The organism is Micromonospora parathelypteridis (assembly GCF_014201145.1).
GTDB classification, from domain to species: domain Bacteria; phylum Actinomycetota; class Actinomycetes; order Mycobacteriales; family Micromonosporaceae; genus Micromonospora; species Micromonospora parathelypteridis.
On the sequence record NZ_JACHDP010000001.1, the window covers coordinates 2,819,628 to 2,846,607 of the forward strand.

Genomic DNA, 26,980 nt, shown 5'->3' on the forward strand with positions numbered 1-26,980 from the left:
TCGTCGTACGCGAGGGCTAGCGTCCTGATGTGACCACCTCCCGATCGACTCCTCCGCGTGGCGCCACGGCCGGTGCCTCCCGTGGGCGGGCCACCGCCCGCGAGCCGCGTCCGGCCTACGAGTGCGACGCCTGCGGGCACCAGCCGCCCAAGTGGGTGGGGCGCTGCCCAGAGTGCGGCGAGTGGGGCTCGGTGGTCGAGAGCACGGTGACCGGCCCGACGGTCTCCGGTCGGGTGGTCAGCTCCCGCATGCCGGCCGAGCCAGCCCGGCCGATCGCCACCATCAGCGCCGCACCGGCCCGAGCAGTCCCCACCGGCGTGAGTGAGCTCGACCGGGTGCTCGGCGGCGGCCTGGTCCCCGGTGCCGTGGTGCTGCTCGCCGGCGAGCCCGGCGTGGGCAAGTCGACCCTGCTGCTGGACGTGGCTCAGCAGTGGGCGGTCGGCGCCGGCAGCCCATCGCTGGTGGTCAGTGGGGAAGAGTCGGTCAGTCAGGTGCGCCTGCGCGCCGAGCGGATGGGCACCCTGCACGACCAGCTCTACCTTGCGGCCGAGAGCGACCTGGGGTCGGTGCTCGGGCACCTCGACGCGGTCAAGCCGGGCCTGCTGGTGCTCGACTCGGTGCAGACCATCTCGACCACCGGCACCGAGGGGGTGCCCGGTGGGGTGACCCAGGTGCGCGCGGTCACCTCCGCGCTGGTCTCGGTCGCCAAGGAGCGGGGCATCGCCACGGTGCTGGTCGGGCACGTCACCAAGGACGGCCAGGTGGCCGGGCCACGGGTGCTGGAGCACCTGGTTGACGTGGTGCTGCACTTCGAGGGCGACAAGCACTCCTCGCTGCGCCTGGTGCGCGGCGTGAAGAACCGGTTCGGCGCGGCCGACGAGGTCGGCTGTTTCGAGATGCACGAGGGCGGCATCAGCAGCCTGGCCGACCCGTCCGGGCTGTTCCTGACCCGCTACGCGGAGCCGGTCCCGGGCACCTGCGTCACAGTGGCGATGGAGGGGCGGCGGGCGCTGGTCACCGAGGTGCAGGCCCTGATCGGCGCGACGGTGGCCGGCTCTCCCCGACGCACCGTCTCCGGCCTCGACTCGGCGCGACTGGCGATGGTGCTCGCGGTGCTGCAACGGCGCACCGAGCGGCTGACCCTGCACGATCGGGAGGTCTTCGCCGCGACGGTGGGCGGCATCCGGGTGGTGGAGCCGGCCGCCGACCTGGCGGTCGCGTTGGCGGTCGCCTCCGGTGGGCTCAACCTGGCCATCGCGCCGCACCTGGTGGCAATCGGCGAGGTGGGGCTGACCGGCGAGGTGCGCCGGGTCGGGGCGGTGCCGCGTCGGCTGGCCGAGGCGGCACGGCTGGGGTTCAAGGTGGCCCTCGTGCCGCCCGGTTGCGGCCCGGCCAGCACCGGCGCGGGCCCTGAGAACATGCGCGTGACCGAGGTCACGGATGTCCGTTCGGCGCTGCAACATGCGGCCCGCGCGTCCGCCGAGTGACCCACCGTGCCGACGAGGGCGGCGAAACCGGACAGCACGTCGCAAGCGGGAAACGGGTTGGAAGGGCCGCATCGTGACACATCACAGTAACCACGACAGCACCCACCGCACGGCAGTCCGTAGACTGTGCCCGTGCCGATCGACCGCGATACCACCAAGCCAGCCGGCGCGCCGCCCCAGGCCCGCACCGGCGCCGTGGGCTCGCCCGCCCGCCCGATCAGCGTGAGCGTGACCGCGGGAGCCACCGGGAGCGCCGGGGATCCGCTGCGCGCCAACCTCGCCCTGATGGCCCCGGGCACCGCCCTGCGCGACGGTCTGGAGCGCATCCTGCGCGGCCGCACCGGCGCGCTCATCGTGCTGGGCTACGACAAGGTCGTCGAGGGTCTGTGCACCGGCGGCTTCCCGCTGGATGTGGAGTTCTCCGCGACGAGGGTCCGGGAGCTGTGCAAGATGGACGGCGCCGTCGTGCTCTCCAGCGACGGCACCAGGATCGTCCGGGCGGCCGTGCACCTGATGCCCGACCCGTCCATCCCGACCGAAGAGTCCGGCACCCGGCACCGCACCGCCGAGCGGGTGGCCCGGCAGACCGGCTACCCGGTCATCTCGGTCAGCCAGTCCATGCGAATCATCAGCCTCTACGTCAACGGTCAGCGGCACGTGCTCGACGACTCGGCGGCGATCCTCTCCCGGGCCAACCAGGCGCTCGCCACCCTGGAGCGCTACAAGCTCCGACTGGACGAGGTCTCCGGCACGCTCTCCGCACTGGAGATCGAGGATCTCGTCACCGTGCGGGACGCGGTGGCCGTGGTGCAGCGTCTGGAGATGGTTCGCCGGATCGCCGACGAGATCGCCGGGTACGTGGTGGAGCTGGGCACGGACGGCCGCCTGCTGGCCCTGCAGCTCGACGAGCTGATGGCCGGCGTGGACGCCGATCGGACGCTGGTCATCCGGGACTACCTCCCGGTCGGCCGCAAGTCGCGCACCCTGGACGAGGCCCTGGTCGAGCTGGATCTGCTCGGCGCCACCGAGCTGATCGACCTGGTGTCGGTGGCCAAGGCGATCGGCTACCCGGCCGCGTCCGACGCGCTGGACGCGGCGGTCAGTCCTCGGGGCTTCCGACTGCTGGCCAAGGTGCCGCGGTTGCCCGTTGCGGTGGTCGACCGCCTGGTGGTGCACTTCGGCAGCCTCCAGCGGCTGCTGGGCGCGACCGTGGAGGACCTGCAGGCTGTCGAAGGGGTCGGAGACGCCCGGGCTCGCGGCGTCCGTGAGGGGCTGTCCCGGCTCGCCGAGGCATCAATCCTCGAACGCTACGTCTGACCCGGCTCAGCCGGTGACGGTGAGCTTCACCGGCGCGCTGAGCTTCGTGCCGACCCGGGCGAACACCTCGTACGTCCCGAGCGGCGGGAACGGCCCGGCGGCCAACCCGCTGCCGTCGCACCGGCTGGTGTCCCGCCCGTTCCAGGCCACCTTGTAGGAGCGCTCGAAGGTCGGAATGAAGGACTGCACGTCCGAGCCCTGAACCTTGCCGCAGGTGTCCGATGACCAGATCTTCTCGGCACCCGACTTGATGAAGATCTCCTGCAGATCGGCCCCGACGTTCCGGCTGCACGTCCGGTCCGACGTGTTCTTGATCTTGAGTTGCAGGTCGACCATCGCCCCGCGCTGGACCGAGGTGGGACTCGCCACCGAGACCACGCGAATCTCCGCGTCGGTGCAGGTGCTGTCGTCCACCGAACCGGCCGCCGCGCCCAACTGAGGTTCGTTGCTGGTGATCGCGGGGCTCGGATTCGACGCCGCATCCGGATCGGCGGACGTCGGCGGAGCACCGGTCTGCGGTGTCAGCACCGGCCCGCCCGAGCCCGACCCGGGAGACTCGGCGGACGTCGGCGCCGAGGTCGGCGTCCCCCCCGCCTTCGGGTCTCCGTCGGAACGACCCGAGCCGGTGCAGGAGTAGAGCAGGACAATCAGGAAGAGAAGCCCCGCTCCAAGTACGACGACGCGACGCCGCCAGTACACGGCGGGTGGCAGGGGGCCGACCGTCAGACGCATGATGCCCTCCACCGTAGCCGCGCTCTGCCCGCCAGTGCGGCGCGACGCGCCGGGGCCTCTCCGGACCGCGCGCTCCACCCTCCACTCAGGACGGCCATGTCCCTCGTCCGACACCCGATCAGAGATAGACCTTGCGCTGATAGACGGCGTGCGCGCCGGCCACCCGATCCAGGAAGAGCAGGCCCGCGCAGTGGTCGATCTCGTGCTGCAACGCCCGCGCCTCGAAGCCGTCGGTCACCAACCGGACCGGCTTGCCGGTGCCCGGCAGGTCACCCTCCACCACCAGCCGGCTGGCCCGCTTCACATCCCCGGTCAGGTCCGGCACCGACATGCACCCTTCCCGGCCCGCCTTCCACCGGGTCGCCTCGACCACGCGCGCATTGCACAACACGAAGGTGCCGTGCAGCGTGACCGCCTTCGGGTGCCCGGTCACATCGACGGCGAAGACCCGAGCGCCCACCCCGACCTGCGGCGCGGCCAGCCCAACGCAGCCCGGCGAGACCCGCATCGTCGCGACCAGGTCGGCCGCGAGCTGAACCGTCTCCTTCGCCGTCGGATCGACCTCGTCGGCGGCACGACTCAGCACCGGATGGGGGGCGGACACCACCGCCCGCACCTCACCCGGCACGACAAGCGACTCCGGCGTCCAGTCGCCCAGACCGGCGTACGCCTCGGCGTCCGGCCCGCTCTCCTGGGCGCCGGTCACAACAGATCCGGGTCCGCCGGCCGGAGCGTGACCTCGACGCCCAGCTCGGCAGCCGTCCGGTGCAACCGGTCGACAAGGGTGTCAGCCACACCGGCCGGCAACTCCACCTCGGCCAACACCACGTAGAGCGAACCAGCCAACCGAGTGCTCAGGTCGGTGACATTTCCGCCCGCGTCGACCAGCACCCGGGTCATCGCCGCGACGATGCCCATTCGGTCCGAACCGTGCACCGCCATCACGTACGGCTCACCCACTGGAGGCACCTCGCCGTCGGGGGTGACCGCGCGTACCGTCGCCAGCAGTTGACCCTCGGCGGCCAGCGGCGCCAGCGCGGCCTCCACCTCGGCGGCTGCCGGCCCGGTGCAGATGAGGGTCATCGCGAAATGCCCCCGCAGCCGCGTCATCGTGCTGTCGGTGAGGTTCGCGCCCAGTCGGGCCAGCACCTCGGCGACGTCGGCCACGATGCCCGGCCGGTCCCGACCGATGACGGTGATCGCGAGCTCGTTCATCCGCGCATTCTCTCCGATCCGTCGGCCGTCGCCGCAACACCCCGCCCGAGCCGCCCATCCAGCGGGACCGCGCCGCGTGACATCATCGACGGCGTCATGACTCAACCCGACTTCGCCACCCTGGTCAGCCGATGGTTCCAGCAGCACGCCCGCGACCTCCCGTGGCGTGAGCCCGGGACCACTCCCTGGGCCATCCTGGTCAGCGAGGTCATGCTCCAGCAGACACCCGTGGTCCGGGTGCTGCCGGCCTGGCAGGCATGGCTGGCCCGCTGGCCGGAGCCGGCAGCGTTGGCGGCGGACACGCCGGCCGAGGCGATCCGGATGTGGGGACGTCTCGGCTACCCCCGTCGGGCCGTCCGCCTGCGGGAATGCGCGGTCGCGATCGTGGACCGGCACGGCGGCCAGGTGCCGGACCGGCTGGAGCAACTGCTCGCACTGCCGGGAGTCGGCACCTACACGGCGCGGGCGGTGGCGGCATTCGCGTACGGGCAGCGGCACCCGGTGGTCGACACCAACGTGCGTCGGGTGGTTTCCCGGGCCGTGGCCGGCGAGCCCGACGCCGGGCCGGTCACCCGGCCAGCCGACCTGGTCGCCACCGAAGAACTGCTCCCGATCGAACCCGCCGCAGCGGCCCTGGCCAGCGCCGCGTTCATGGAGCTGGGCGCGGTAATCTGCACGGCCCGGTCACCACGCTGTACGGCCTGCCCGGTCGAGTCGGTCTGCGCGTGGCGTGCCTCCGGCCAGGAGGCCCCGGCAGGGCCAACCCGCCGACCCCAGCGGTACGCGGGCACCGACCGACAGGTACGCGGCCTGCTGCTCGGGGTGCTCAGGGAGGCCACCGGGCCGGTCCCACACCAACGGCTCGACCAGGTCTGGACCGATGACGTGCAGCGTGCCCGAGCCCTGGCCGGCCTGGTGCAGGACGGGCTCGTCGAACCGGCCGACGCCGATTCCTTCCGCCTCGTCGGCGACGGCCCGTCCCAACCCACCGCCGACCTCACCACCTGACCCCCATGGGCGGCGGCCCGCCGCCTCGTCTTTCATGATCGACGCCAGGTCGGCGACGTGGGGGCATCCAGACAGCGCGACACCGCCACATCGGCGACCTGGTGACGATCAAGCTCGTCTCGGCCGCTGCGGCGGCTGGTCTGGTGGGTGGTGGTACCAAAAAGGCGGGCCCGATGGCGCTTGCGCCATCGGGCCCGCCCCTTGCTGGTTGTGCTACTCGTCCGCACCCGCGACGGCAGTGCCAGCGGCAGTGCCACCGAGGTCGGCCGGCACGGCGTCCGGAACTTCGACCGGCTTCTCCGCGCCCCGGAAGACGAGCTTGGACTTGTCGATGTCGTTCGGGTCGCCCTCGCAGTCCACCACCACGATCTGACCCGGGGTCAGCTCGTTGAACAGGATCCGCTCGGAGAGGTTGTCCTCGATGTCGCGCTGGATCGTGCGACGAAGCGGACGGGCACCGAGCACCGGGTCGAAGCCCTTCGCGGCCAGGTACTTCTTGGCGTTGTCGGTGAGCTCCAGGCCCATGTCCTTGTTGCGCAGCTGGCCCTCGATCCGCTGGATCATGATGTCCACGATCGAGAGGATCTCGTTCTGGCGCAGCTGGTGGAAGACGATGGTGTCGTCGATCCGGTTGAGGAACTCAGGCCGGAAGTGCTGCTTGAGCTCGTCGTTGACCTTCTGCTTCATCCGGTCGTAGTTGGACTCGGAGTCCTCCGACTGCTGGAAGCCCAGCGACACCGCCTTGGCGACGTCACGGGTGCCCAGGTTGGTGGTCAGGATGATGACCGTGTTCTTGAAGTCCACGATCCGACCCTGACCGTCGGTGAGCCGACCGTCTTCGAGGATCTGCAGGAGCGTGTTGAACACGTCCGGGTGGGCCTTCTCGATCTCGTCGAAGAGGACCACCGAGAACGGCCGACGCCGCACCTTCTCGGTCAGCTGTCCGCCCTCGTCGTAACCGACGTAGCCGGGAGGGGCACCAACGAGCCGGGAGACCGTGTAGCGGTCGTGGAACTCGGACATGTCCAGCTGGATGAGGGCATCCTCGCTGCCGAAGAGGAACTCGGCGAGCGCCTTGGACAGCTCGGTCTTACCGACACCGGACGGGCCGGCGAAGATGAACGAGCCCGACGGGCGCTTCGGGTCCTTCAGGCCGGCCCGGGTACGCCGGATCGCCTTCGAAACCGCCTTGACCGCGTCCTCCTGGCCGATGACGCGCTTGTGCAGCTCGTCCTCCATGCGCAGCAGGCGCGAGGTCTCCTCCTCGGTCAGCTTGTAGACCGGGATGCCGGTCCAGTTGCCGAGCACCTCGGCGATCTGCTCGTCGTCGACCTCGCTGACGACGTCCAGGTCACCGGCCTTCCACTCCTTCTCCCGCTGAGCCTTCTGGCCAAGGAGCTGCTTCTCCTTGTCCCGCAGCTGGGCGGCGCGCTCGAAGTCCTGAGCGTCGATCGCGGACTCCTTGTCGCGGCGCACCTGGGCGATGCGCTCGTCGAAGTCACGCAGGTCTGGCGGCGCGGTCATCCGACGGATCCGCATCCGGGCACCGGCCTCGTCGATCAGGTCGATCGCCTTGTCCGGCAGGAAGCGGTCGGAGATGTACCTGTCGGCCAGAGTTGCGGCAGCCACCAGGGCGGCGTCGGTGATGCTCACCCGGTGGTGCGCCTCGTAGCGGTCGCGCAGGCCCTTGAGGATCTCGATGGTGTGCGCCAGCGACGGCTCACCCACCTGGATCGGCTGGAACCGGCGCTCGAGAGCGGCGTCCTTCTCCAGGTGCTTGCGGTATTCGTCGAGGGTGGTGGCACCGATGGTCTGCAGCTCACCACGGGCCAGCATCGGCTTGAGAATGCTCGCCGCGTCGATCGCGCCCTCGGCGGCGCCCGCACCCACCAGGGTGTGGATCTCGTCGATGAACAGGATGATGTCGCCGCGAGTGCGGATCTCCTTGAGCACCTTCTTGAGGCGCTCCTCGAAGTCACCGCGGTAGCGGGAACCAGCCACCAGCGCACCGAGGTCGAGCGTGTAGAGCTGCTTGTCCTTGAGAGTCTCGGGCACCTCGCCCTTGATGATCTTCTGGGACAGCCCCTCCACCACGGCGGTCTTACCGACGCCGGGCTCACCGATCAGGACCGGGTTGTTCTTGGTACGGCGGGAGAGCACCTGCATGACCCGCTCGATTTCCTTCTCGCGCCCGATGACCGGGTCGAGCTTGCCCTCGCGGGCGGCCTGAGTCAGGTTACGGCCGAACTGGTCCAGCACGAGGCTGGTCGACGGCGCGGCCTCACCCGGCGCGGCGCCCGCCGCGGCAGGCTCCTTGCCCTGGTAGCCGGAGAGCAGCTGGATCACCTGCTGGCGGACCCGGTTGAGGTCGGCGCCGAGCTTCACCAGCACCTGGGCGGCGACGCCCTCGCCCTCACGGATCAGCCCGAGCAGGATGTGCTCGGTGCCGATGTAGTTGTGGCCGAGCTGCAGCGCCTCGCGCAGCGACAGCTCCAGCACCTTCTTGGCCCGCGGCGTGAACGGGATGTGCCCGCTCGGCGCCTGCTGGCCCTGGCCGATGATCTCCTCGACCTGCTGGCGGACGCCCTCAAGGGAGATGCCGAGGCTCTCCAGGGCCTTTGCCGCGACGCCTTCACCTTCGTGGATCAGGCCCAGCAGGATGTGTTCCGTACCGATGTAGTTGTGGTTGAGCATCCGGGCCTCTTCTTGGGCCAGGACGACAACCCGTCGCGCTCGGTCGGTGAACCGCTCGAACATGCCCTCGTGCTCCTCACGTGCCGTGCGCCTTGATGGTCAAGATCTTGGCGGGGCCGGTGCACGAACGTCCGGGACGGGCGTCCGTGCCTCCTTACTCTATCGTCGCTGACCGACTCAGCTGAGGTCGTGTGTCTCTGGTCCGGGTCGGTTGCACGTCGTTTTGGACAACCGTCCGCGCTCAGGAGGTGTTCCGGTAGTCCTGTCGCTACGCGCAGAGCGAAATCCGACTGGCGCGATGTAGGCCCAATCCCGGCTCCGAAAGCGTTCCGGGAGGCCCTGGGAGGGCGGACCGGCGGTCTCGACGACCGCCGCGCCCAACCCTGGGAAGGTTGTCCACAGGCTGTGGATAGTTGGTCCACTGGTTGTGGATAACGCCGGGGGCCACGGAATGCTTCCCGGCCCCCGGACGCGGTCGGTTGACCGGGCGCGGGCGGGCGACAAGCGTCCGACCGGGGCCGGTCGCAGAGACGGCGACGCCGGCCCGGAGAACTGCTCCGGCCCGGCGTCGGTGTCGCCTGCGGTGACGTGCTAGCCACCCAGCTGCTGACGGATCAGCGCTTCGCGTGGTACTCGTCGACGATCTCCTGCGGGATACGACCCCGGTCCGAGATGTCCTTGCCGGCCTTCTTGGCCCACTCCCGGATCGCCTTGTTCTGTTCCCGATCGGCGGTCGCGCCACCCCGACCGCGGGCAGCCCGCCCACCGATCACCACGCCGCCCCGGCCGACCTTCGTGCCGGCACCCACGTACGAGGCGAAAGCGTCGCGCAATTTAGCGGCGTTGGCACTCGACAGGTCGATCTCATACTGAACGCCGTCGAGGGCGAACTTGACGGTCTCGTCAGCGTCCCCGCCGTCCAGGTCATCGACCAGCTTGTGAATGATCTGCTTGGCCACGTCCCACATTCCTTTCGAGCAGGGTGCTCCTGCTAACGAGAGCACAATAACCCGCGCGCTGCTCGCCCCGTCAATAGGATGCCGTTACAACTCTGCTCGAGCCCGGCGGGACTACTCCGGGCGGACCAACGGGAAGAGGATCGTTTCCCGAATTCCGAGCCCGGTCAGGGCCATCAAGAGCCGGTCGATTCCCATTCCCATACCGCCGGCCGGCGGCATTCCGTACTCCATCGCCCGGAGAAAGTCCTCGTCGAGACGCATCGCCTCGTCGTCGCCACGGGCCGCCAGCTGCGCCTGGGCCACCAGCCGCTCGCGCTGCACAACCGGGTCGACCAGCTCGGAGTACGCGGTGCCCAGCTCGAAGCCGAGCACGTAGAGGTCCCACTTCTCGGCCAGCCCCGGCTCACTGCGGTGGGCCCGGGTGAGCGGGCTGGTCTCCTCCGGGTAGTCCCGCACGAAGGTGGGTGCTTCCAGGCCGGGGACGACCAGTTCCTCGAACAGTTCCTCGGCCAGCTTGCCCGGGCCCCACTTCGGGTCCACGGCCAATCCGACCTTGTCCGCGTACTCCACCAGGCGGGATCGCTCGGTGCGGACCGTGACCTCCTCGCCGAGTGCTTCGGAAAGCACGCCGAACAGCGTCACGGACCGCCACTCGCCGCCCAGGTCGAACTCCCGCCCGTCGGCGTGGGTCACCACCATCGAGCCGCTGACCGCGATCGCGGCCTGTTGCACGAGATTGCGGGTCAACTCGGCCATCGTGTCGTAGTCGCCGTACGCCTGGTACGTCTCCAGCATCGCGAACTCCGGCGAGTGCGAAGAGTCGACACCCTCATTACGGAAGTTCCGGTTGATCTCGAAGACGCGGTCGACACCGCCGACCACGGCGCGCTTGAGAAACAGTTCCGGAGCGATTCGCAGATACAGATCGGTGTTCAACGCATTGCTGTGGGTCACGAACGGTCGGGCCGCCGCACCACCATGCAGCAGTTGCAACATCGGCGTTTCCACCTCGATGAAGCCCTGCCCGTGCAATGAATCGCGCAGACTACGTACGGCGGCGGCTCGAGTACGGACCATCTCCCGTGCCTGCGGCCGGACGATCAGGTCGACATAACGCTGCCGAACGCGGGCCTCCTCGGAGAGGGGCTTGTGCGCCACCGGCAACGGTCGCAACGCCTTGGCGGTCATCTCCCACTGCTGAGCCAGCACCGACAGCTCACCCCGGCGGCTGGTGATCACCTCGCCGGTGACGCCGACATGGTCACCGAGGTCGACAAGGCGCTTCCAGGCCTCCAACCGCTCCGGCCCGACCCGGTCCAGGGAGAGCATCGCCTGCAACTCGGTGCCGTCGCCGTCGCGCAAGGTCGCGAAGCAGAGCTTGCCCGTGTTTCGCACGAAGATCACCCGGCCGGTGACCGCGACCTGGTCGCCGGTCGCGGTGTCGGTCGGCAGGTCGGCGTAGCTCGCCCGGACCTGCGCCAGGGTGGTCGTGCGGGGGAAGCCGACCGGGTAGGGCTCCACGCCCTCGGCGAGCATCCGGTCCCGCTTCTCCCGGCGGACCTTCATCTGCTCGGGAAGGTCGTCGGCGGGGTCCACTGGCACGGCGTTCTGCTCGCTCACGGCACGCTTCCTCGTCACGGGAGATACAGGGGGTCAGGCCCGAGCGTACTCAAGCGTCCCGGGGGCTGTTACCGGATAACCTCCCGTCATGGTCGATCACACTCAGGCCCTCTCCTTCGGCGCTGCGGCGAGCGATTACGACCGGTTTCGTCCCAGCTATCCCGAAGAGGCGGTCCGCTGGGCGCTTGACGGGTTGGACGACGACGCCCAGGTGGTCGACCTCGCCGCCGGCACCGGGATCCTGACCCGGGTCGTACGGTCCCTCGGGCACCCGGTGACGCCGGTGGAGCCCGACCCCGGCATGCGCGCCCAACTGGACATCACCACCCCGGGTCTCACAGCCCGGGCCGGCAGCGCCGAGTCGATGCCGTTGCCGGACGGCAGCGCCGACGCGGTGCTGGTCGGCCAGGCCTACCACTGGTTCGACAAGGAACCCGCGCACGCCGAGATCGCCCGGGTGCTTCGGTCCGGCGGGACGTTTGCCCCGATCTGGAACATCCGCGACGAGCAGGCGGCCAGTTGGATGGTGGAGCTGAGCCGGATCGCCGACCTCCGGGACAACGCACCCGATCTACGCAGGCAGGTCGCCGGCTTCGGGCCGGCCTTCGGGCCGGTGCAGGTGGCCCGGTTCGCGCACCGGACGCTGCTCACCCCGGACGAACTGCTCGGGATGCTGCACACCCGCTCCTACTGGCTGACCGCCAGCAGCCAGGAGCAGGCCGAGGTCGACCGGAACGTACTCGACCTCCTCGCCCGTCACCCGGACCTGGTCGGCCGGGAGATCATCGAGATGCCGTACCGGACCATGGTCTTCCGCGCCCGACGGCGGTGAAGCCCCGCGCGGCGACCGACCACGGCGGCGCCCGGCGTCACAGGTTGCGTTCGTAGACCATCCGCAGGCCGATCAGCGTGATCATCGGCTCGTGGTGGGTGATGGTGCGGCACTCGTTGATCACCAGGGACGCCAGGCCACCGGTGGCGATCACCGCCTTCACCTCACCCAACTCCTCGGTCATCCGCTCGACGATGCGGTCCACCTGGCCGGCGAAGCCGAAGTACAGGCCGGCCTGGAGGCACTCCACGGTGTTCTTCCCGATCACCGAGCGGGGCTTGGTGGCCTCGACCTTGCGCAGTTGGGCGGCCCGGGCGGCCAGCGCGTCGAAGGAGATCTCGATGCCCGGGGCGAACGCCCCGCCGAGGAACTCGCCCCGCCCGCTGATGACGTCGAAGTTGGTGGTGGTGCCGAAGTCCACCACGATCGACGGCCCGCCGTAGAGGGTGTACGCGGCCAGCGTGTTCACCACCCGGTCGGCACCCACCTCCTTCGGGTTGTCGATCGCCAGCTGCACCCCGGTCCGCACGCCCGGCTCGACGATGACGCTCGGCAGGTCGGCGTAGTAGCGGCCGAGCATGGTGCGCAGCGACCGCAGTGCGGCCGGCACCGTGGAGCAGGCGGCCACGCCGGTGATCTCGACGTTGTCCCCGGCCAGCAGGCCCCGGAACATCAGGCCCAACTCGTCCGCCGTCGAGCGGGCATCGGTCTTGATCCGCCAGGAGTGCACCAGCTTGTCGCCGTCGAAGGTCGCCAGCACGGTGTTGGTGTTTCCGATGTCGATGCAGAGCAGCACGCACGCAGCCTAGACAACGACCGTACGGGCGGGTGCGGACCGGCCGCCGGACCGTATCCTTGTCGTATCGCGACATGAGCATGGATCTATCCACGGCGCGGCCGGACGGGGAGCGGACATGTCGGGGACGTGGTGGGTGCGGGGCCGTAACACCCTGCGCCGACGTCGACGACACGTGCTGGTGCTGGTCGCGTTGGCCGGCGGCGCGATCTGGATGATCGTGCAGGCGTGGCGGGCGTCCGTTCGGGAGAGCGGCAGCTTCGCCGGCGACCTCTACCTCAACATCGGCGCCGCTCTGATCATGACGCTGCTGACCTACGTGGTGCTCAACCCGCTCTTCCGCGAACTCCAGACGGTCAGCATCATCGAGCACCCCCGACTGGACCGGGACGCCCTGATCGAACGGGTCGCCCAGTCCCGGGAGATCGTGGCCATCCTGGAAACCTGGACCAGCATGCTGGAGGGCCCGTACGCGGCCCGGTTCGTGGCCGCGCTGCGCTCCGCGCTGGTCAACGGCGCGGCCGTCAAGGTGCTCCTGCTCGACCCGGACTCACCGGCGGTCCGACTGCGCGGCGAGGAGTTACGCCGGCGGGACGCCTCGGTCGCCATCCTCAACAACCTGTGGCACCTCGCGCGGCTCAGCGAGGAACTGCCCGAGTCGGCCCGCGCCCGACTTCAGGTCCGGGTCTACAGCGCCGCCCCCTCCGTCCAGATGTACCGCTGGGACGGCAAGGCCTTCATCTCGTTCTTCCCGGTGCAGGGCAGCACCTTCGACACCCAGCAGATCGAGGCGTTCGTCTCGACCCCGTTGGGCGAGTTCGTCGACGACCGGTTCGCCGAACTGTGGGACACCGCCCCCCTGGAGGACCTGGCGGCCTGCCTCACGCTGCGGCTCTGCCTGCGCCAGGCCGGTCGGGACCTGGAGACCTGCGACGCGCACTACGTACGCTCCGACGGCGAGTGGTACATCGCCGGCACCGACCTGGTGCGCAACGTGGCCCGGCACGGCCTGGCCGGGTTGACCGTCGTGCTGGACCGGCCCGAGGCCGACGGCGAGATCTTCGCCATCGGAGAGGCCGACGAACTGCCGCCCGAGATCTACAACCGGGTGCTGGAGCTCTTCCGGGCCAAGTACGGCCTGGACGGCCGACAGGACACCGAGAGCCGAGTGATCTTCAACCTGGCCACCAGCTCGCTGACCACCGTCTGAGTCGCCGTCGCGCGCCCGCTACTCGGTCCGCAGGTCCAACGCGATGTCCAGGATCGGCGACGAGTGGGTCAACGCGCCCACCGAGAGGAAGTCGACGCCGGTGGCCGCGTACCGACCCGCCACCTCCAGGGTCAGCCCGCCGGTCGCCTCCAACTCCGCCCGGTCACCCACCGCGGCCACCGCCTCGGCCAACACCTCAGGCGTCATGTTGTCGCAGAGCAGGAAGTCCGCCCCGGCCTCCACCGCCTCCACCGCCTCGTCGACGGTGGTCACCTCGACCTGCACCGGCACCTCCGGGAACGCCTCCCGGACCCGCCGGTAGGCCGGCGTGATGCCCCCGGCCGCCAGCTTGTGGTTGTCCTTGATCATGGCCACGTCGTAGAGGCCCATCCGCTTGTTGGTGCCCCCGCCGGCCCGCACCGCGTACTTCTCCAACGCCCGCAGGCCCGGCGTCGTCTTGCGGGTGTCCAGCACCATCGCCTTCGTGCCGGCCAACGCGTCCGCCCAGGCGCGGGTGTGGGTGGCCACCCCGGACATCCGGCAGAGCAGGTTGAGCGCCGTCCGCTCGGCCGTCAGCAGCAGCCGGGTCGGGCCGGTCACCGTCGCCAGCACCGCACCGCGGGCCACCCGCTCGCCGTCGCGGGCCACCACCGACACCTCGACGGTACGACCGAAGCCCGTCACCTCGCCCACCAGCTCGAACACGGCGGCGGCCACCGCCATCCCGGCCACCACACCGTCCGCGCGGGCCACCAGATCGGCGGTGTCGGTCTGCTCCGCGGGGATGGTGGCCACGCTCGTGACGTCCAGGAAGTCCGGGCCCAGATCCTCGATCAGCGCGGTCTCGATCACCTGCCGCACCTGCGCCGGATCCAGCCCGGCCGCCCGCAAAGCCGCCTGCGTCGACTCCGTCATGAAGAACGCCCCTCCCAGTGCTGCCCTATCCGGCCCTGCGCCCCGACCGACCCGACCAGGTGGCCCAGCCACCGCTCGTCGGCTGTCGGAAAGTCCTCCCGCCAGTGGCAACCCCGGGTCTCGCCGCGCGCGTACGCGGCAGCGACCAGCGTGGACGCCACGGTGAGCAGGTTTGTCGCCTCCCAGTCGGCGGTCCGCGGCCGGCCCCGGGCAGCGCCCAGCTCGGTCAGCGTCCCGGCCGTCTCGGCCAGCGTCGCCGCGGATCGGAGCACCCCGGCGCCCCGGGTCATCGCCCGTTGCAGGGTCGGCGTCACCTCCGCGGGCAGCACCCAGCCCGTGCCCCCACGCCAGGCGCCAGTGTCCGCCGGCTGGACCTGCTCGGGCAGGCCGGCCGCGATGTCCTCGGCGATCCGCCGCGAGAAGACCAGACCCTCCAGCAGCGAGTTGCTGGCCAGCCGGTTCGCGCCGTGCACACCCGTGCAGGCCACCTCGCCGCAGGCGTACAGGCCCGGGATGGAGGTGCGGCCGCGCAGGTCGGTGCGGACGCCGCCGGAGGCGTAGTGGGCGGCCGGCGCCACCGGGATCAGGTCGGTCGCCGGGTCCACGCCGATCGCCAGGCAGGACGCCACGATGGTCGGGAACCGCCCGGCCAGGAAATCCCCGCCCAGGTGGCGTGCGTCGAGGAAGACGTGGTCGTCCCCGGTGGCCAGCAACACCCGGTGGATGCCCTTGGCCACCACGTCCCGGGGTGCCAGCTCGGCCAACTCGTGCTGGCCCACCATGAACCGCTTGCCGTCGGCATCCACCAGGTACGCGCCCTCACCGCGCAGCGCCTCGGAGACCAGCGGCTGCTGCGCGTGCCCGGCACCGGGGACTCCCGCGCCCGGCGGAGTGATCAGGGCGGTCGGGTGGAACTGGACGAACTCCACATCGGTCACCGCCGCGCCGGCCCGCATCGCCAGCGCAACCCCGTCGCCGGTGGAGACCGCCGGGTTGGTGGTCGCCGCGAAGATCTGCCCCATCCCGCCGGTGGCGAGCACCACCGCCCGGGCCAGCAGCGCACCGACGCCGTCCTCGCTGCCCTCGCCGAGCACGTGCAGGGTGATCCCGCAGGCCGGTCCGAGCCCGTCCGGGCCGTCGCCCGGCGCTCGCAGCAGGTCGAGCACCAGCGCGTGTTCGACCAGGCGGATCCACGGGTCGCGTTGCACCGAGGCGTGCAGGGCCCGCTGCACCTCCGCGCCCGTGGCATCCCCGCCCGCGTGCACGATCCGGTCCGCCCGGTGCCCGCCCTCACGGGTCAGCATCAAGGAGCCGTCCGGGTGGCGATCGAACTCCGCCCCGATGCGCATCAACTCCCGCAGCCGGGTCGGGCCCTCCTCGACCAGCACGCGGACCGCCGCCGGGTCGCAGAGCCCCACCCCGGCGACCTCGGTGTCCCGGGCATGCGCCGCCGGGGTGTCCGCCGGGTCGAGCACCGCGGCGATGCCGCCCTGCGCCCATCGGGTCGAACCATCATCGATGTTGACCTTGGTGACCACCGTGACATGCAGACCCGCCTCACGCAGGTGCAGCGCGGCGGTCAACCCGGCCACCCCGGAACCCACCACGATCACGTCGGTGGTCTCCACCCAGCCGGGCGCGGGCGCGGCCAGCAACGCGGGCAGGGCCGGCAGGTCGACGGTGGAGAGGTCCATCCCCCCAGTCAACCCGAACCATCCTCGCTCGGGGCGGCGGGGGCGGGACGAGTGTTTTCGGCGACCCCGTCCGGCGTCGCCCGCGCGGCGCCGACCGTCAGGCCGTGGTCACTTCGTCCGAACCGGTAGGCCAGCCGGGCCCGCGCCCTTCAGCGAGACAGTCACCGTACGGTCGCTGAGCCACAGGTAGCAGCGGACGCCCCGGTCACCGACCCGCCAGCGTCCCGCACCCGGCGGGCGGACCACCACACCGCTGCGAAAGGCCAGGTCGGCGTCGTCGGGCACGCCCACGAACCGGGCGAGAGCGCTCCGACAGCCGGTGTAGAGCGGAGCCCAGTCGGAGTCGCGGCTCGGGTACGCCGTGTCCGGTGCACGCCACACCCCGACGAACTCGGCGTCGTGCTGCTGTGCGCACTCCACCGGGGCCAGCGTCTGCACGGCCCGACCGGCCGCCTTACGGGTCTGCTGACAGCCGAGCCGCAGCCCGGCGGCCCCCTTCAACGCGTCCCGCAGACTGCCCGAGCGAACCACCACCGTGCCCCCAGCCTCGACCGTGGTCAGCTCGATGAGGTCGCACCGGAAGAAGCGGGAACCCGCCGCCCACCCCGGCCCGGAGGGCAAGGCCACCGACAGCCGTAGCCGGCCGGCCCGCCAGTCGTCGCCCACGTAGCCGGTCGCCCGGGTGTCGCACTCGGCGAACGCGCCCCGCAACTCCGCCGAGCCACCCGCCGGGGCACTCGGCCGCTCGATCGGGAACGCCCCCACATGCACGGTCTCCACCCGGTGCGGGCCGGCGCAGTCCACCGGCTCGTAGCTGGCCAGGGTGACCACGTCGATGAAATCGGCGGCCTGACACACACCGGCGGCCGGGGTGAACGCCGACGGTGGCGGCATCGCCGCCCAGTCGTCGGTCAGGTCACCGTCCAGGTCACCGGAGCCGGCACAGCCCACCAGCAGCACTGCCGTCACGGCAGCGGCGAACAGGGTCGTCGTGGCACTGCGCATAGCGGCCTCCCCCAGCCACCCGCCAGCTTGCGCCAGCGCGCCAAGGGTAACCGGAAATGACCTTCCGGTAACAGACCGGAATCGCGTCGCGCGAGATCAGACTCCGGACACAGCCAGCGGGCTGGGCACCGGGTCACCGGCCATGCCGGGCGCCACCGCAGCCGGGTCAGCGCCCAACTCGATCACCCGGTTGTCGGCGTCCACGTGTACCACCCGCGGCCGGTACGACCGGGCCTCGGCGTCGTCCATCTGCCCGTACGAGATCAGGATGACCAGGTCACCGGGGTGCACCAGGTGCGCGGCGGCACCGTTGATGCCGATCACACCGCTGCCCCGCTCGCCCGGGATCACGTACGTCTCCAGCCGGGCACCGTTGGTGATGTCCACGATCGCGACCTGCTCGCCGGGGAGCAGGTCGGCGGCGTCGAGCAGGTCCTCGTCCACCGTCACCGAACCGACGTAGTGCAGGTCGGCCTGGGTCACCGTGGCCCGGTGGATCTTCGACTTGAGCATGGTCCGCAGCATTGGGGTGGCCTTTCACGAAAGTGGTGGAGGGTGGTGCGGCCAGGTCAGTGGCGTGGGGCGAGGTGGATCGCCGCGTTGTCGATCAACCGGGTGGCGCCCACCCAGGCGGCGATCACCAGCCGAGCCGGCCCGGACTCCAACCCCGGTGCCAACTCGGGATCGGTGAGCACCAGGTAGTCGAGGCGGGCACCGGGCGTACCGGCACCGAACGCGGCGTGCGCGGCGGCCAACACCGCCTTCGCGTCCAGGCCCTCGTCGGCGGCCTGCCCACCGGCCCGCAGCGCGGCGGACAGACTCAGCGCGGCTGCCCGCTCCGACTCGCTCAGGTACCGGTTGCGGCTGGACAGCGCCAACCCGTCCGGCTCCCGAACGGTCGGCACGCCGACCACCTCGACCGGCACGTCCAGGTCCCGGGTCATCCGCCGGACCAGGGTGAGCTGCTGGTAGTCCTTCTCGCCGAAGAACGCCAGGTCCGGCCGAGTGAGCTGGAGCAACTTCAGCACGACGGTGAGCACACCGTGGAAGAAGCCGGGGCGACTCGCGCCCTCCAACTCCGCGCCGAGCGGGCCCGGGTCGAGGCGTACGCGGGGCTGGCCGTCCGGGTACATGTCGGCCACCGACGGGGCAAAGACAAGATCTGCGCCCGCCCGCCGGCACACCTCAAGGTCGGCGTCGAGGGTGCGCGGGTAGCGGTCGAAGTCCTCGTTCGGCCCGAACTGCAGCGGGTTCACGAAGATCGTCACCAGCACGTGGTCGGCCTGCTTCCGGGCCGCACGCAGCAACGTCTCATGCCCGGAGTGCAACGCACCCATGGTCATCACCACACCGACCGTGCCCGTCAGCGCAGCGCGAGCCGCAGCCAACTCCGCACGCGTGTGCACAACCTGCGTCACAGCGCCACCTCGGTTCGCGACTGCGGGGCTCGCAAGATCGGCTCACTCCTCACGCTCACAGCGTCACCTCCCGATTGGTGTCGGCGAGCACGCCGAGCAGCGACTGCGCGTCGACCGGCCGCAGCCGGCCGGCGGCGATCGCCCGGTCGGCGGTCCGCCGGGCCAACGCACGGTACGCGGGAACGGATTCCGGTGCGGTGGCGGCCAACCGATCCAGGTGCCGCTGGACGGTGCCCGCGTCGCCGCGGGAGACCGGCCCGGTCAACGCGTCGTCACCGAGCCGCAGCGCGTTCTCCAGTGCGGCCCGCAGCAGCGGGGCGAGCACCTTCTCCGGCCGGGCCACCCCGGCGTCGCGCAGCCGGTCGGTCGCCTCGTTCACCAGGGTCACCAGGTGGTTCGCGCCGTGAGCCAGCGCGGCGTGGTACAACGGGCGGTCCGACTCGGCCACCCACTCGGGCACGCCGCCCAGGTCGGCGACCAGCCGGGCAGCGAGCGGGCGCAGTTCCGCCGGGGCGGTCACGCCGTACGAGATGCCGGCCAGCCGGGTCAGGTCGTCCGGCGTACCGGTGAAGGTCATCGCGGGGTGCAGGGCGAGCGGCCGGGCACCGACCTCGGCGGCCGGCGCAAGCACGGCCAGACCATGCGCGCCTGAGGTGTGCGCGACCACCTGGCCGGGCCGCAGCGCCCCGTGATCGGCCAGCTCGGCCACCACACCGGCCAGGGCGTCGTCCGGCACCGCGATCAGCAGCAGGTCGACGGCGGCGTGGGCCACGGCGGCGACCGGGCGGCGGGGCACCTCGGGCAGGAGCAGGGCGAGTCGGGCGCGGCTGGCCCCGGAATCGCCGGTGACGGCGACCACCCGATGCCCGGCGGCGACGAGTGCGGCGCCCAGCACCGCTCCGACCCGACCGGCGCCAACGACACCGACGGTGAGCAGACGGGAGGTGGCAGGGGTGCCGAGAACGGCGGGCCCGCGAGGGGCGGCCGGACGCGGGCGCAGCGGTGCGCTCATGACGACGATCCAGTCCTCGAGAAGGGGTACCGGTCGATCGCAAGTATGCGCCCGGCCTGCCGAACCAGGACAAGCATGTGTGAAAACGTTCACCGCCGAAGGAAGTGCCCCTTGTCACCTGGTCCGGCGCACCGATGACCGTAGGGTCGGCACGGTGACGCACCCTGAACTCGGAGTGAACTGATGTCGATCCTGTGGCGGGACGCGATGAGCCAGGCCCTCTACGGGCCGGGCGGCTTCTTCGTCACCGACACCGGGCCGGCCGACCACTTCCGAACCAGCGTGCACGCCTCCCGCGCCTTCGCCACCGCGCTCCTACGCCTGATCACCGAGGTTGACACCGCCCTCGGCCACCCGTCGCGCCTTGACGTGGTCGACGTGGGCGCCGGGCGTGGGGAGCTGCTGCGAACCATCCATGAGGCCGTCGGGGTTGCGGTGGGGGTTTCCGGGGAGCCCACCCGCTCCGGGCGGTCAGGCTTGATCCCTCCGCGGGCGGGCTCCCCGGAAACCCTGACTCCCACGGCCTCCGCCGGCGAGCCGTCGTTGGTTGCCGTTCGTCCGTCGCTTGCGGAGCGGGTGCGGTTCACGGCAGTGGAGTACGCGGTCCGCCCCGAGAACCTGCCCGAAGAGATCGACTGGGTGTCCGAGATTCCCGGTGAGATCACGGGAGTGCTGCTGGCTACCGAGTGGCTGGACAACGTCCCGCTGGACGTGGCGGTGCACACCACCGATGGCTGGCGATACGTGTTGGTCGATCCCGAGAGTGGCACGGAAACGGTTGGTGAGCCGGTCAGTCCTCCTGATCTTGATTGGCTGACTACCTGGTGGCCCGGCCCCACGAGTCCTCGCAGTACGAACAGTCCCCCTGATCCGGGGCTGACCTGGACCGACGCGACCAGCGCTAGCGAGTCGGGTTTCGGGGCAGCCCGGCCGGCGCAGGGATCAAGCCTGACCGCCCGGAGCCGGCCGGGCTGCCCCGAAACCCCCCACAGCGACCACCCACGAGCCGAAATCGGCCGAAGCAGGGATGAGGCCTGGGCCAACGCAGTCCGGAAGATCAGCCGAGGGCTGGCGGTGGCGGTGGACTATGGGCACCTCAGGGAGGGCCGACCTGTCGACGGGACGTTGACCGGGTACCGGGATGGGCGGCAGGTGCCCCCGGTGCCGGACGGGACGACTGATGTGACCGCGCACGTCGCCATGGACTCGGTCGCCTCCGGTGGTGCGGCGGTCGCCCGGTGTGCGTACTCCCTGGTCCTGCAGCGGGAGGCGCTGCGCGCGCTCGGGGCCGACGGCGGCCGACCGCCGCTGAGCATGGCCGGCACCGACCCGGCGGGGTACGTGCGGGCGCTGGCCGCCGCGTCGGAGGTGGCCGAGCTGACCGACCCGGCTGGACTCGGTGGGCACTGGTGGCTGCGCCAACCGGTCGGCATCCCGCTCGGCCCGGGCGTGGCACGATGACGGGCATGACCACCGACGCCGGGGACCTCCGTGAACTGACCGTCGGCACCGGGGCCGGCCTCGTCGCCGGCACCGGCGATCAGCAGCTCGGCACCGACATGGTGCTGAACATCGGCCCGCAGCACCCCTCCACGCACGGTGTGCTGCGGCTGAAGCTGGTGCTCGACGGCGAGCGGGTGGTCGCCTGCGAACCGATCATCGGCTACATGCACCGGGGTGCCGAGAAGCTCTTCGAGGTGCGTGACTACCGGCAGATCATCGTGTTGGCCAACCGGCACGACTGGCTCTCGGCGTTCTCCAACGAGTTGGGCGTGGTGCTCGCGGTCGAACGCCTGATGGGCATGGAGGTGCCGGAACGCGCCACCTGGCTGCGGATGGCGCTGGCCGAGCTGAACCGGGTGCTCAACCACCTGATGTTCCTCGGCTCCTACCCGCTGGAGATCGGGGCGATCACGCCGATCTTCTATGCCTTCCGGGAGCGCGAAACCATCCAGGCGGTGATGGAGGAGGTCTCCGGCGGCCGAATCCACTACATGTTCAACCGGGTGGGTGGCCTCAAGGAGGAGGTGCCGTACGGGTGGACGGGCCGGGCCCGCGCGGCGATCGGCGAGGTGCGCCGGCGGTTGCCCGACCTGGACCATCTGATCCGACGCAACGAGATCTTCCTGGCCCGGACCGTGGGCGTGGGCGTGCTGTCCGCCGCTGACGCCGCCGCGTTCGGCGCGTCCGGGCCGGTGGCCCGCGCCTCCGGGCTCGACCTGGACCTGCGCCGCGACGACCCCTACCTGGCGTACGACGAGCTGGACGTGCCGGTGGTCACGCGGACCGCCGGGGACTGCCACGCCCGCTTCGAGGTGCTGCTGGACCAGGTGTACGCGTCGCTGGACCTCGCCGACCAGTGCCTGGACCGGGTGGACCAACTGACCGGGCCGATCAACACCCGTCTACCGAAGGTGCTCAAGGCGCCGGAGGGGCACACCTACGCCTGGACGGAGAACCCGCTCGGCATCAACGGCTACTACCTGGTGTCCCGCGGGGAGAAGACGCCGTGGCGGTTGAAGTTGCGCACCGCCTCGTACGCGAACGTGCAGGCGCTGGCCACCCTGCTCCCCGGGTGCCTGGTGCCGGATCTGATCGCGATCCTCGGCTCGATGTTCTTCGTGGTCGGCGACATCGACAAGTGACGTCAGCCGCCTGACGTCTCAGCGCCAGCGGTCACCGGGCGGAGCCCCGCCGGCGCGCGGAACGTCGTCCTGGGGCGGGTAGCCGTAGCGCTCGTCGACCCGACGCCGACCGGGCCGCTCGGGTGCGGGTTCGGCCTGGTGACCGCGCTGGCGCGGCGGGCGCCACTCGTCCGGCACCGGGACACCGCCCACCGGCAGCGCCGGCCGGTCCGCTGGCTCGGCCCGCCAGCCGCCGTCACGCTCGGACCGACGTGCCGGCTCGTCCCGGTGGTACGACTCGTACTCCTCATGGCGGCGCGGCTCCTCGTGACGGCGCGGCTCCTCGTGACGGCGCGGCTCCTCATGACGGCGCGGCTCCTCATGGCGGACGGCGGCCCAGCGGTCGGCCATCCGGTACTCGGTGCCGGCGGCGTCGGCGTGCATCTCGGCGCGGCGCTCGCCGACCCGCAGCTCGCGGCCGTTCTCGTCGTCGCGGACGGCGGCCCACCGATCACCGGCCCGCAACTGCGACCAGTACTCACCCGTGTCGTCGGCCCGCAAGGGTGGCCCAGGCTGCGGCGCGGCGGCGCTCGCCCGATCGCGCTGCTCCGACCAGCCGCGATCGTCCGGGCTGTCCCAGGAGTCCGCGGCCGGCCTCTCCGGTGAACGGTGCGACCTGGCGGCCGGGCCGGGCTCGTCGGGCTCGGCGTAGGCGTCGCGCGGATCGGTCCACTCGGGCTCGCCCCGGGTCGCGGCCGACGCCCCCCAGGAGCGGTCGTCGCCGGAGCGTCGGTCGTCGCCGTACCCGGCTCGGGGACGTTCATCGGCGTCGCCGCCCCGGGTCCACTCCTGTGCCGGCGAGGTCCACTGGCCGGCGTACCCGCCGCCGTAGCGCCCAGCCGGCTCGGCGGGCCCACCGTCCACCACGGTGTGTCGGGTGGTGACGTGCACGGTCTCGGTGTGCCGGACCACGCCAACCGGCCGGTGCGCCGGCTCCGGGCGATCGTGCTCTCGGGGGCGGGCCGAGCCGTACGCGGTGGCAGCCGACCGTTCCGCGCCGTACGTCCCCGTACTCGCCGGCGACTCGGCGGCCTCTCGCGGGTACGCCGGCTCGCCGTCGTCCGCGTGCTGGGAGCGACCCCACCGGGCCGCGTCGTCCGGGCCGGCGACCCGGGCCCGGCCCGGCGCCGCCTCACCCGGCACTGACACCCGGCTACGGGCCACCGGCACGTTGTCCACCGGCGGCTCGACCGCCGGCACTCGCGCCCGGCCAGCACCCGCCGAATCCCCGGCTGGCACCGCGGCACCGGCAGGGGCGGCGCCGGCGAGGGCGGCACCGCTGGCGTCGAGACGGCGGCGGACCGTGGCGAGCCCTTCCTGGGCCCGGTGCGCCTGGTCGAGCGCCTGGTTGACGCGCTGCGCGACAGCCCCGATCTCGGCGCGCACCTCCCGGCGGAGCTCCTCGATCTCATCCAGCAGCTCGTCGGCTCGCACCGACGCGTCCTCACCGTCGGGCCGCAGAGCGATGGAGAGGCCGATCAGCACGACCGCGAGGATGGCGAGCACCGCGGCGAGGCGCAACGGGCCGTTACCGTCGGCAACCAGCAGGATCAGCGCCGCCACCGGCGCGATAGCGACGCCCGCCCAGAAGAGCATGGTCAGCAGGGGTGGTTGACGCCGGGCGTCGGAGGTGGCCGGGGCTGGCATGGATGTGCAGCCTACCGAGGTTCTCCACCGGAGGGAACGGGGTCCCGGGACGCGCGGACGCCCCCACCCGGGAGGGCGGGGGCGTCCTCAGCACGCAGGGAGAGTCAGCTCGTGGCGAAGGCCCCGTCCGAGGAGAAGATCAGGCCCACGCTGATCGAACCGTCGCGCAGCCCGCTCTTGGTCAGCGGTCCACCCTGGTCCAGCGAGGAGAACTTGCCCACCGACAACCCGTACGTCTTCTCCAGGCCCGGCTTGCAGAACGGACGCTGCTCGCACTCCGGCGGGCCGCCCAGCACGGTGGCGTTGCCGGAGCACTTGGCGGCGAGCTCGGAGAGGGTCCGCACGCCGTACTTGTCGGCGAAGGCCTGGGTGACGGCGAAGGCGTTCTGGTCCTGTGCGGCGGCCGGGGTGCCGAAGGTGAGGCCGGCCTTGTCGCCCTCGGCCTTGAGCGCGGTCACCGTCGTGTTGATGTCCGGCGAGGAGACCGGCTGGGCGTTCTGGCCGTTGGCCTTGGTGTTGAGGAACTCGGCCATGGTCGCCGCGTACTCCGGGACGACCTGGATCTCGCCCTTCTCCAGAGCCGGCGCGTAGAGCTCCCGGTTGCCGATCTGCTGCACCTTGACCTCGTAGCCGGCGGCGGTGAGCGCGATCCGGTACAGCTCGCCCAGCGTCTGGCTCTCGGCGAAGTTGCCGGCGCCCACCGTGATCGCGCCGCCCGGACCCTTGGCGATGCCCGCCGTGAGGTTGTTGGCCGCCGCGAACTCCTCGGCCGCCACCTTGGGGGTCTTGCGGTCGTCGTTCACGGCCTTGTTGAGCTGGATCAGCTTCGGCGTGTCGAGCGCTGCGGAGACCTTGTCCAATGCGGCGATCAACTGCGGGTTGGCCGCCTTGCTGTTGACCGCGGGAATGACGTTGTCCGAATTCTGCAGCTTCTTGTCGTCCTGCAGAGCGATGAGCTGCTGTCCGGCGACCGGGGCGCACCCGGCGCCGGAGGCGCCCGGCTTGGGCGCATCGGTGCCGGACGAGCCGGCGTCACCGCACCCGGTGAGAAGCGCTGCCCCGGCGACGGCGCTGATAGCGCCGATCGCCAGACGTGTACGTGCGCGCATGTGCCCGCCTTCCGTGTCCCGGCGCGGCCCGTCCCGGGCCGGCCGCGTGTCCGACGGACGATCCTGACTGTCGGTCGCCCGCGAATATCCACCCAACATGCTCCGCAACCGACCGACAACTTGGGATGGACTTCGTCACCGCATCGTCACCGATCGGCCCACCGTTGGTCGCTGGCTCGACGGAAGGCTCACCCGGACGAGTCAGGCGCTCCCGGTGGCGTCAGCGGGGCGGGGCCGGCCTGCGCGCTGCCGCCCGCGCCGCAACGGTCGGGGGGTGACCAGCCGTTCGACACCGCCGAGGACCACCTCGGCCAGCAGCGCGAGCCCGGCCACCAGCACACCACCGGCGACGATCTGCCCCCCGCCGGCGGCGATACCGATGCCGAACCCGGTCCGGATGATCTGGCCGAGGCCGCCGCCGTTGACGAACGAGGCCAGCGCGGCGGTCGCGATCACCTGGACCGCGGCGGTCCGGAACCCGGCCGCCAGGTAGGGCACCGCGAGCGGCAGCTCCACGCGGCGGAGCAACTGCCCGCCGGACAGGCCCATCCCCCGGGCCGCGTCGAGCGCCTCCGGGTCCACCTGCCGCACCCCGGTGTACGCGTTGGCCAGCAGGGGTGGGACGGCGAAGACGGCCAGCGCCACCACCACCGGCGTCCGCCCGAAGCCGCTGGCGAAGACCACCGGCAGGATGGTCAGCAGTGCCAGGGTGGGGATGGCCAGGGTGGCGTTGGACACCAGCACCACCAGACCGCCGCCACGACCGAGGTGCCCCAGCCAGAGACCCAGCGGCCAGGCCACCAGGCAGCCGAGCGCCACCGCCAGGGCCGAGATCGTCAGGTGCTCGCCGAGGCGGTCCAGCATCCCTCCGGGATTGGTCCAGTTCAGTGGGTCGTTGATCCAGACGACCGCCTGGCCGATCGGGTTCGTCGCGACGGTCACCGTGCCCTCCGGGTGGACCAGGGGGTCACCAGGCGGGCGACCAGGACGAGCAGTAGATCGAGCACGACCGCGAGCGCCACGCAGAGCAGAGCGGCGGTCATGATCTCGGCCTTGTAGAGGTTGTTCTGGAAGCCCGCGAAGATCAACTGCCCGAGGCCGCCGTGCCCGACCAGCACTCCGACCGTGACCAACGCCACCGTGGAGACGGTCGCCAACCGCACGCCGGTCACGATGCCCGGCAGGGCCAGCGGCAGGTCGATCCGGAACAGCCGCCCCCACCGGCCGTACCCCATCCCCTCGGCTGCCTCGCCGACCTCCGGAGGCACCTGGTTGAGCCCGGCCACCACGTTGCGCACGATCAGCAGCAGCGCGTAGAGGACCAGCCCGACCAGCACGGTGGTGCTCCCGGTGCCCAGGTAGGGCGCGATGAACGCGAAGAGCGCCAACGATGGAATGGTGTAGACGACCCCGCTGACGGCGAGGATCGGACCGGCGAGCGGCCGGAACCAGTACGCCAGCACGGACAACGGCAGGGCGATCAGCACCGCGATCAACACCGCGCGCCCGGTGAGGGAGGCGTGTTCGCGCACGGCGGCGAGGATCGTGTCAGAGTTGTCCCGCACGTACTGCCAGGAGAACCAGGGGTTACCCGGGTCGGCCCGGTAGCTCAGGCGGAAGGACATA

General features: G+C 71.3%; 24 protein-coding genes. 7 read left to right on the forward strand and 17 right to left on the reverse strand.

Annotation, left to right across the window (positions count from 1 at the left end; all coding sequences use genetic code 11):
- The first annotated feature begins 29 nt into the window (after positions 1-29).
- Both radA and disA read left to right on the forward strand, forming a co-directional pair.
- Positions 30-1,487 carry a DNA repair protein RadA gene (radA, locus tag HNR20_RS12560; protein ID WP_184179277.1) on the forward strand — a complete coding sequence of 486 codons (1,458 nt, stop codon included), beginning with the start codon at positions 30-32 and terminating at the stop codon, positions 1,485-1,487.
- 132 nt (positions 1,488-1,619) lie between these two features.
- Positions 1,620-2,804 (forward strand): DNA integrity scanning diadenylate cyclase DisA, encoded by a 1,185-nt coding sequence (gene disA, locus HNR20_RS12565; protein ID WP_184179279.1) that lies wholly within the window; start codon positions 1,620-1,622, stop codon positions 2,802-2,804.
- 6 nt (positions 2,805-2,810) lie between these two features.
- On the opposite strand, the gene HNR20_RS12570 is transcribed toward disA, so the two are convergent.
- The 3 genes from HNR20_RS12570 to HNR20_RS12580 all read right to left on the reverse strand — a co-directional run bounded on the left by HNR20_RS12570 (position 2,811) and on the right by HNR20_RS12580 (position 4,751).
- Positions 2,811-3,536, reverse strand: coding sequence for a hypothetical protein (locus HNR20_RS12570; RefSeq protein WP_184179281.1), 726 nt, complete (start codon positions 3,534-3,536; stop codon positions 2,811-2,813).
- A 118-nt stretch (positions 3,537-3,654) separates the two neighbouring features.
- A complete protein-coding gene (locus HNR20_RS12575; RefSeq protein WP_184179283.1) occupies positions 3,655-4,242 on the reverse strand; it encodes a peptide deformylase in 588 nt (195 codons plus the stop codon).
- Positions 4,239-4,751: a glycine cleavage system transcriptional repressor gene (locus HNR20_RS12580; RefSeq protein ID WP_184179285.1), complete on the reverse strand. Its 513-nt coding sequence runs from the start codon at positions 4,749-4,751 to the stop codon at positions 4,239-4,241. The genes HNR20_RS12575 and HNR20_RS12580 overlap by 4 nt, the downstream gene beginning before the upstream one ends.
- Before the next feature lie 96 nt (positions 4,752-4,847).
- On the opposite strand from HNR20_RS12580, the gene HNR20_RS12585 reads away from it, so the two are divergent.
- A complete protein-coding gene (locus tag HNR20_RS12585) occupies positions 4,848-5,759 on the forward strand; it encodes an iron-sulfur binding domain-containing protein (protein ID WP_184179287.1) in 912 nt (303 codons plus the stop codon).
- Positions 5,760-5,972: 213 nt separating this feature from the next.
- On the opposite strand, the gene HNR20_RS12590 is transcribed toward HNR20_RS12585, so the two are convergent.
- From HNR20_RS12590 to lysS, 3 genes are all read right to left on the reverse strand, one after another.
- Positions 5,973-8,516, reverse strand: coding sequence for an ATP-dependent Clp protease ATP-binding subunit (locus HNR20_RS12590; RefSeq protein ID WP_184179289.1), 2,544 nt, complete (start codon positions 8,514-8,516; stop codon positions 5,973-5,975).
- A 551-nt stretch (positions 8,517-9,067) separates the two neighbouring features.
- Positions 9,068-9,412: a histone-like nucleoid-structuring protein Lsr2 gene (locus HNR20_RS12595; protein WP_110563841.1), complete on the reverse strand. Its 345-nt coding sequence runs from the start codon at positions 9,410-9,412 to the stop codon at positions 9,068-9,070.
- A gap of 111 nt (positions 9,413-9,523) precedes the next feature.
- Positions 9,524-11,032 carry a lysine--tRNA ligase gene (gene lysS, locus HNR20_RS12600; RefSeq protein WP_184179291.1) on the reverse strand — a complete coding sequence of 503 codons (1,509 nt, stop codon included), beginning with the start codon at positions 11,030-11,032 and terminating at the stop codon, positions 9,524-9,526.
- Between the two features lie 88 nt (positions 11,033-11,120).
- Here lysS and HNR20_RS12605 point away from each other — a divergent pair, with 88 nt between their 5' ends.
- Positions 11,121-11,864 carry a class I SAM-dependent methyltransferase gene (locus HNR20_RS12605; RefSeq protein ID WP_184179293.1) on the forward strand — a complete coding sequence of 248 codons (744 nt, stop codon included), beginning with the start codon at positions 11,121-11,123 and terminating at the stop codon, positions 11,862-11,864.
- 37 nt (positions 11,865-11,901) lie between these two features.
- On the opposite strand, the gene HNR20_RS12610 is transcribed toward HNR20_RS12605, so the two are convergent.
- Positions 11,902-12,660, reverse strand: a complete 759-nt coding sequence (locus tag HNR20_RS12610) for a type III pantothenate kinase (RefSeq protein ID WP_184179295.1) — start codon at positions 12,658-12,660, stop codon at positions 11,902-11,904.
- Between the two features lie 118 nt (positions 12,661-12,778).
- Here HNR20_RS12610 and HNR20_RS12615 point away from each other — a divergent pair, with 118 nt between their 5' ends.
- Positions 12,779-13,870: a hypothetical protein gene (locus HNR20_RS12615; RefSeq protein WP_184179297.1), complete on the forward strand. Its 1,092-nt coding sequence runs from the start codon at positions 12,779-12,781 to the stop codon at positions 13,868-13,870.
- Positions 13,871-13,888: 18 nt separating this feature from the next.
- Here the strand turns inward: HNR20_RS12615 and nadC are convergent, their stop codons facing one another.
- The 6 genes from nadC to HNR20_RS12645 all read right to left on the reverse strand — a co-directional run bounded on the left by nadC (position 13,889) and on the right by HNR20_RS12645 (position 19,914).
- Positions 13,889-14,785 carry a carboxylating nicotinate-nucleotide diphosphorylase gene (gene nadC, locus HNR20_RS12620; protein WP_184179298.1) on the reverse strand — a complete coding sequence of 299 codons (897 nt, stop codon included), beginning with the start codon at positions 14,783-14,785 and terminating at the stop codon, positions 13,889-13,891.
- Positions 14,782-16,479: an L-aspartate oxidase gene (locus HNR20_RS12625; RefSeq protein WP_184179300.1), complete on the reverse strand. Its 1,698-nt coding sequence runs from the start codon at positions 16,477-16,479 to the stop codon at positions 14,782-14,784. The genes nadC and HNR20_RS12625 overlap by 4 nt, the downstream gene beginning before the upstream one ends.
- Positions 16,480-16,587: 108 nt before the next feature.
- Entirely contained in the window at positions 16,588-17,484 is an 897-nt protein-coding gene (locus HNR20_RS12630; RefSeq protein WP_184179302.1) for a septum formation family protein, read from the reverse strand.
- Between the two features lie 96 nt (positions 17,485-17,580).
- On the reverse strand, positions 17,581-18,009 hold the full coding sequence (gene panD, locus HNR20_RS12635; protein WP_184179304.1) for an aspartate 1-decarboxylase: 429 nt from the start codon (positions 18,007-18,009) through the stop codon (positions 17,581-17,583).
- 44 nt (positions 18,010-18,053) lie between these two features.
- A complete protein-coding gene (gene panC, locus HNR20_RS12640) occupies positions 18,054-18,902 on the reverse strand; it encodes a pantoate--beta-alanine ligase (RefSeq protein WP_184179306.1) in 849 nt (282 codons plus the stop codon).
- A 55-nt stretch (positions 18,903-18,957) separates the two neighbouring features.
- Positions 18,958-19,914 carry a Rossmann-like and DUF2520 domain-containing protein gene (locus HNR20_RS12645; protein WP_184179308.1) on the reverse strand — a complete coding sequence of 319 codons (957 nt, stop codon included), beginning with the start codon at positions 19,912-19,914 and terminating at the stop codon, positions 18,958-18,960.
- Between the two features lie 183 nt (positions 19,915-20,097).
- Here HNR20_RS12645 and HNR20_RS12655 point away from each other — a divergent pair, with 183 nt between their 5' ends.
- Together HNR20_RS12655 and HNR20_RS12660 are read left to right on the forward strand one after the other, a co-directional pair.
- Positions 20,098-21,375, forward strand: a complete 1,278-nt coding sequence (locus HNR20_RS12655) for an SAM-dependent methyltransferase (protein ID WP_260321827.1) — start codon at positions 20,098-20,100, stop codon at positions 21,373-21,375.
- Positions 21,372-22,559, forward strand: coding sequence for an NADH-quinone oxidoreductase subunit D (locus tag HNR20_RS12660; protein ID WP_184179310.1), 1,188 nt, complete (start codon positions 21,372-21,374; stop codon positions 22,557-22,559). Before HNR20_RS12655 ends, HNR20_RS12660 begins: the two co-directional genes overlap by 4 nt.
- 18 nt (positions 22,560-22,577) lie before the next feature.
- Here HNR20_RS12660 and HNR20_RS12665 read toward each other — a convergent pair whose 3' ends face one another.
- From HNR20_RS12665 to HNR20_RS12680, 4 genes are all read right to left on the reverse strand, one after another.
- Positions 22,578-24,245 carry a hypothetical protein gene (locus HNR20_RS12665; protein WP_184179312.1) on the reverse strand — a complete coding sequence of 556 codons (1,668 nt, stop codon included), beginning with the start codon at positions 24,243-24,245 and terminating at the stop codon, positions 22,578-22,580.
- 104 nt (positions 24,246-24,349) lie between these two features.
- Positions 24,350-25,354: a glycine betaine ABC transporter substrate-binding protein gene (locus HNR20_RS12670; protein ID WP_184179314.1), complete on the reverse strand. Its 1,005-nt coding sequence runs from the start codon at positions 25,352-25,354 to the stop codon at positions 24,350-24,352.
- A gap of 201 nt (positions 25,355-25,555) precedes the next feature.
- On the reverse strand, positions 25,556-26,296 hold the full coding sequence (locus HNR20_RS12675) for an ABC transporter permease (protein ID WP_184179316.1): 741 nt from the start codon (positions 26,294-26,296) through the stop codon (positions 25,556-25,558).
- Positions 26,293-26,979 (reverse strand): ABC transporter permease, encoded by a 687-nt coding sequence (locus HNR20_RS12680; protein WP_184179318.1) that lies wholly within the window; start codon positions 26,977-26,979, stop codon positions 26,293-26,295. The genes HNR20_RS12675 and HNR20_RS12680 overlap by 4 nt, the downstream gene beginning before the upstream one ends.
- Between the last annotated feature and the right edge of the window lies 1 nt (position 26,980).